Annotated in this window: 5 protein-coding genes; 4 read left to right on the forward strand and 1 reads right to left on the reverse strand. The window is 69.8% G+C overall.

The annotated features are described in order from the left end of the window. The 4 genes from AC1D01_RS23480 to AC1D01_RS23495 all read left to right on the forward strand — a co-directional run. Positions 1 to 859, forward strand: an 859-nt coding sequence (locus tag AC1D01_RS23480; RefSeq protein ID WP_477870600.1) for a PQQ-dependent sugar dehydrogenase, incomplete at its 5' end; no start/stop codon positions are given. A 136-nt stretch (positions 860 to 995) separates the two neighbouring features. Next, the gene (locus AC1D01_RS23485; protein ID WP_477870602.1) at positions 996 to 1,865 is read left to right on the forward strand and encodes a 3',5'-nucleoside bisphosphate phosphatase; all 870 of its coding nucleotides are present in this window, start codon (positions 996 to 998) and stop codon (positions 1,863 to 1,865) included. 10 nt (positions 1,866 to 1,875) lie between these two features. After that, positions 1,876 to 2,805 carry a DMT family transporter gene (locus tag AC1D01_RS23490; RefSeq protein ID WP_477870604.1) on the forward strand — a complete coding sequence of 310 codons (930 nt, stop codon included), beginning with the start codon at positions 1,876 to 1,878 and terminating at the stop codon, positions 2,803 to 2,805. A gap of 11 nt (positions 2,806 to 2,816) precedes the next feature. Continuing rightward, on the forward strand, positions 2,817 to 3,449 hold the full coding sequence (locus AC1D01_RS23495) for an L-threonylcarbamoyladenylate synthase (protein WP_477870606.1): 633 nt from the start codon (positions 2,817 to 2,819) through the stop codon (positions 3,447 to 3,449). Positions 3,450 to 3,533: 84 nt separating this feature from the next. Here the strand turns inward: AC1D01_RS23495 and AC1D01_RS23500 are convergent. After that, on the reverse strand, positions 3,534 to 4,083 hold a 550-nt coding region (locus AC1D01_RS23500; protein WP_477870608.1), incomplete at its 5' end, for a methyl-accepting chemotaxis protein.

Raw genomic sequence — 4,083 nt, forward strand, 5'->3', positions numbered from 1 at the left:
GCTCGACGTCGCGCTCGACCCGAAGTTCGCGAGCAACGGCCTCGTCTACTGGAGCTATGCCGAGGCCGGCAGCCGCAGCGAGGCCGACAAGAACGGCACCGCGGTCGCGCGCGGCCGGCTGCAGGGCGACAAGCTGACCGGCGTCAGCGTGATCTTCCGGCAGCTGCCGAAGGTGAAGAGCACCGCGCACTTCGGCTCGCGGCTGGTGTTCGGGCGCGACGGCCGCCTGTTCGTCACGCTCGGCGACCGCTACCTGATGCGCGACGACGCACAGAACCTCGGCAACCACCTCGGCAAGGTGGTGCGCATCGAAACCGACGGCGGGGTGCCGGCCGACAACCCGTTCGTCAAGACGGCGGGTGCGCGGCCGGAGCTGTGGAGCTTCGGCCACCGCAACCTGCAGGGTGCCGCGCTGAACCCGTGGACCGGCGCGCTGTGGACGCACGAGCACGGCCCGCAGGGCGGCGACGAGGTCAACCTCGACGTGGCCGGCAGGAACTACGGCTGGCCGGTGATCACCTACGGCTGCGAGTACGGCAGTTGCGCCGCGATCGGCGAGGGCAAGGCCAAGGCCGGCATGGAGCAGCCGCTGACGTACTGGGTGCCGTCGATCGCGCCGAGCGGCATGGCCTTTCTCACGAGCGATCGCTACCCGGGCTGGAAGGGCAGCCTGTTCGTCGGCGCGCTGGCGGGGCAGATGCTGGTGCGGCTGCAGCTCGACGGCGACAAGGTCGTCAAGGAGGAACGGTTGCTGACCGAGCTGCACGAGCGCATCCGCGACGTGCGCCAGGGCCCGGACGGGTTCCTGTACCTGTTGACCGACAACAACCCCGGGCGCGTGCTGCGCGTCACGCCTTGACGAGAAAAGCCGTTCGGGCTGAGCTTGTCGAAGCCTTGGTGGCACGCAAGCAGACCCTTCGACAAGCTCAGGGCGAACGGGTGGTGGGTTACCCCTGCAGCGACGCTGCCCGGGCCGGCTCCCTACAATGCCGTCCGTGAGCCAACCTGCTGTATGGACCAACGCCGACCTGCACTGCCATTCCGTGGTGTCGGACGGCACGCTGCAGCCCGCGGAACTCGCGGCGCGCGCGAAAGCCAACGGCGTCGAGTTGTGGGCGCTGACCGACCATGACGAGGTCGGCGGCCAGCAGCGCGCCCAGGCGGCGGCGCTGGCGCTGGGCCTGCCCTACCTGACCGGCACCGAGATCTCGGTGACCTTCGCGAACACCACGGTGCACATCGTCGGGCTCGGTTTCGATGCCGACGATGCGCAGCTCAGCGCCGGCCTCGCCGCGACGCGTGGCGGCCGCGAGGAACGCGCCCGCGAGATGGCCGCGGGCCTGGCCCAGGTCGGCATCCACGGCGCCTACGAGGGCGCGCTGAAATACGTCGGCAACCCGGATCTGATCTCGCGCACGCACTTCGCGCGGCACCTGGTGGAGAGCGGCATCTGCCAGGACACGCACGAGGTCTTCCGCAAGTTCCTCGTCGAGGGCAAGCCGGGCTACGTGCCGCACCGCTGGGCGAAGCTCGGCGACGCGGTGCGCTGGATCCGCGAGGCGCACGGCATCGCGGTGATCGCGCACCCGGGGCGCTACAAGTTCACCGCCAACGAGGAGTACGCGTTGTTCACCGAGTTCAAGGTGCACGGCGGGCGCGGGGTCGAGGTGATCACCGGCAGCCACTCGAACGCCGACTTCCTCAAGTACGCCGACATGGCGCTCGAGTTCGAGCTGCTCGCGTCGCGCGGTTCCGATTTCCACAGCCCCGACGAGAGCCACGTCGACCTGGGCACGCTGCCGCCGCTGCCGGGCAAGCTGACGCCGGTGTGGGAAGCGCTCGTCGACCGCGTGCAGCTCCCGTGAACCGACGATCGTGACAAGGCAGCGCCCCGCCCGGGGCATCGCGCTGATCGCCCTGGCGGCGCTGTGCTTCGCGACCATGGACACCACGATCAAGTACCTCGGCGCCTTCCTGCCGGTGCTGTTGATCCTGTGGGCACGCTATGCCTTCCAGGCGGTGTCGATGGGCCTCTGGCTGCTGCGTTCGAAAACCGCAGGCTTCCGCACCGGGCACCCGCGTTTCCAGCTGGCGCGCGGCGCGCTGTTGCTGGCCACCAGCGCGTTGAGCTTCTTCGGCGTGCAGCAGATGCCGGTGGCCGAGTTCACCGCGATCAACATGCTGACGCCGGTGGTGGTGACGCTGCTGGCGGCCTGGGTGCTGCACGAGCGGGTGTCGACGCTGCGCTGGGCGCTGGTGTGCGCGGCCTTCGCCGGCGCGATCATCGTGATCCGCCCGGGCAGCGGGCTGTTCGGCTGGGCGGTGCTGTTCCCGCTGGCCGGCGCCCTCACCTACGCGAGCTTCCAGGTGCTGACGAGCAAGCTGTCGGCGCTGGAGAGCCCGTACACGACGCACTTCTACACCGGCCTGACCGGCGCGCTGGTGCTGACGCCGGTGCTGTTCTTCTTCAGCGCGATCGACACCGACGGCACGCTGATGGCGGCGCCGCCGCGGCAGCTGGTGCTGCTGCTGGTGATCGGCGCGCTCGGCACGGTGGGCCACCTGTTCCTGATCCTGGCGCTGGGGCTGGCGCCGACGGCGACGCTGATGCCGTTCATCTACCTGCAGATCGGCGTGGCGGCGGCGGTGAGCTGGCTGGTGTTCCGCTACGTGCCGGACGGCTGGGCCTGGGTCGGCATGGGCGTGATCGCGGTGTGCGGTGCCGCGAGCGCGTGGCTGAACATGCGAAAGACGGCGGCGCACCCGGCGACATCCACAGTGGCGGCCGACACGATCGCGGATTAGCATCGCGGCCCATGCCGCAATTCTTCGAAGTCCACCCCGACAACCCGCAGCAGCGCCTGCTGAAGCAGGCCGCGCAGATCCTGCATGACGGCGGCATCGCCGCGGTGCCGACCGATTCGAGCTATGCGCTGGTGTGCCACCTCGACGACAAGGCGGCGGCCGAGAACCTGCGGCGCATCCGCGGCGTCGACGACAAGCACCACCTGACGCTGCTGTGCCGCGACCTGTCGGAGCTGTCCAGCTACGCCCGCGTCGACAACCGCCAGTACCGCCTGATGAAGCATGCGACGCCAGGCCCGTTCACCTTCATCCTCGAAGCGACGAAGGAAGTGCCGCGCCGCGTCTCGCACCCATCACGCCGCACCATCGGCCTGCGCGTGCCGGACCACAAGATGCTGCAGCAGCTGCTCGACATCTTCGGCGAGCCGTTGCTGTCGACCACGCTGATCGCGCCGGGCGAGACCGAGCCGATGAACGACCCGGATGAGATCCGCGAGCGTTTCCAGGGGCAAGTGCAGGCGGTCGTCGATGCCGGTGCGTGCCCCCGTGAGCCGACGACAGTGGTCGACCTGACGACGGACGAGCCGGTGCTGTTCCGACTAGGGCGAGGAGACCCCGCCCTGCTCGGGCTCCCGGTGAGCTGAGTCCACTCCCCCAACAAGCGAGCGGTCACCGCCGGCCGAACACAAGCGGTTCGTGCGCGGTGCGGGGTGGCGAGGCACAAGAACTCAGGCGGTGCCCGCGAGCTTGAACTGCCGCACCGCATCCACCAGCCGCGCCGCCTGCTGCTGAAGGCTGTCCGCCGCCGCCGCCGACTGCTCGACCAGCGCCGCGTTCTGCTGCGTCACCTGCTCGATCTGCATCACCGAATCGCTGACCAGCCCGATGCCGGCCGTCTGCTCGCCGGTCGCGGTGCTGATCTCGTCGATCAGCTCGGCCACCCGCTTCACCTGCGCCACGACATCCTTCATCGTCGCGCCCGCGTCGCCCACCAGCTGCGYGCCGGCCGCCACCTTCTCGACGCTCGCGCCGATCAGCGCCTTGATCTCCTTGGCCGCCTGCGCGCTACGCTGCGCGAGGCTGCGCACCTCGCTGGCCACCACTGCGAAGCCGCGGCCCTGCTCGCCGGCGCGCGCCGCCTCCACCGCCGCATTCAGCGCCAGGATGTTGGTCTGGAACGCGATGCCGTCGATCACGCCGATGATGTCGCTGATCTTGCGCGAGCTCGCGCTGATCTCCTCCATCGTCGTCACCACCCTGCCGACCACGTCGCCGCCC

This window comes from Rhizobacter sp. P3_B12, from assembly GCF_056402895.1.

Bases quoted from the DNA above. Each gene is read 5' to 3' on its own strand.
- AC1D01_RS23495 (WP_477870606.1), top strand. From the start codon at position 2,817: ATGCCGCAATTCTTCGAAGTCCACCCCGACAACCCGCAGCAGCGCCTG.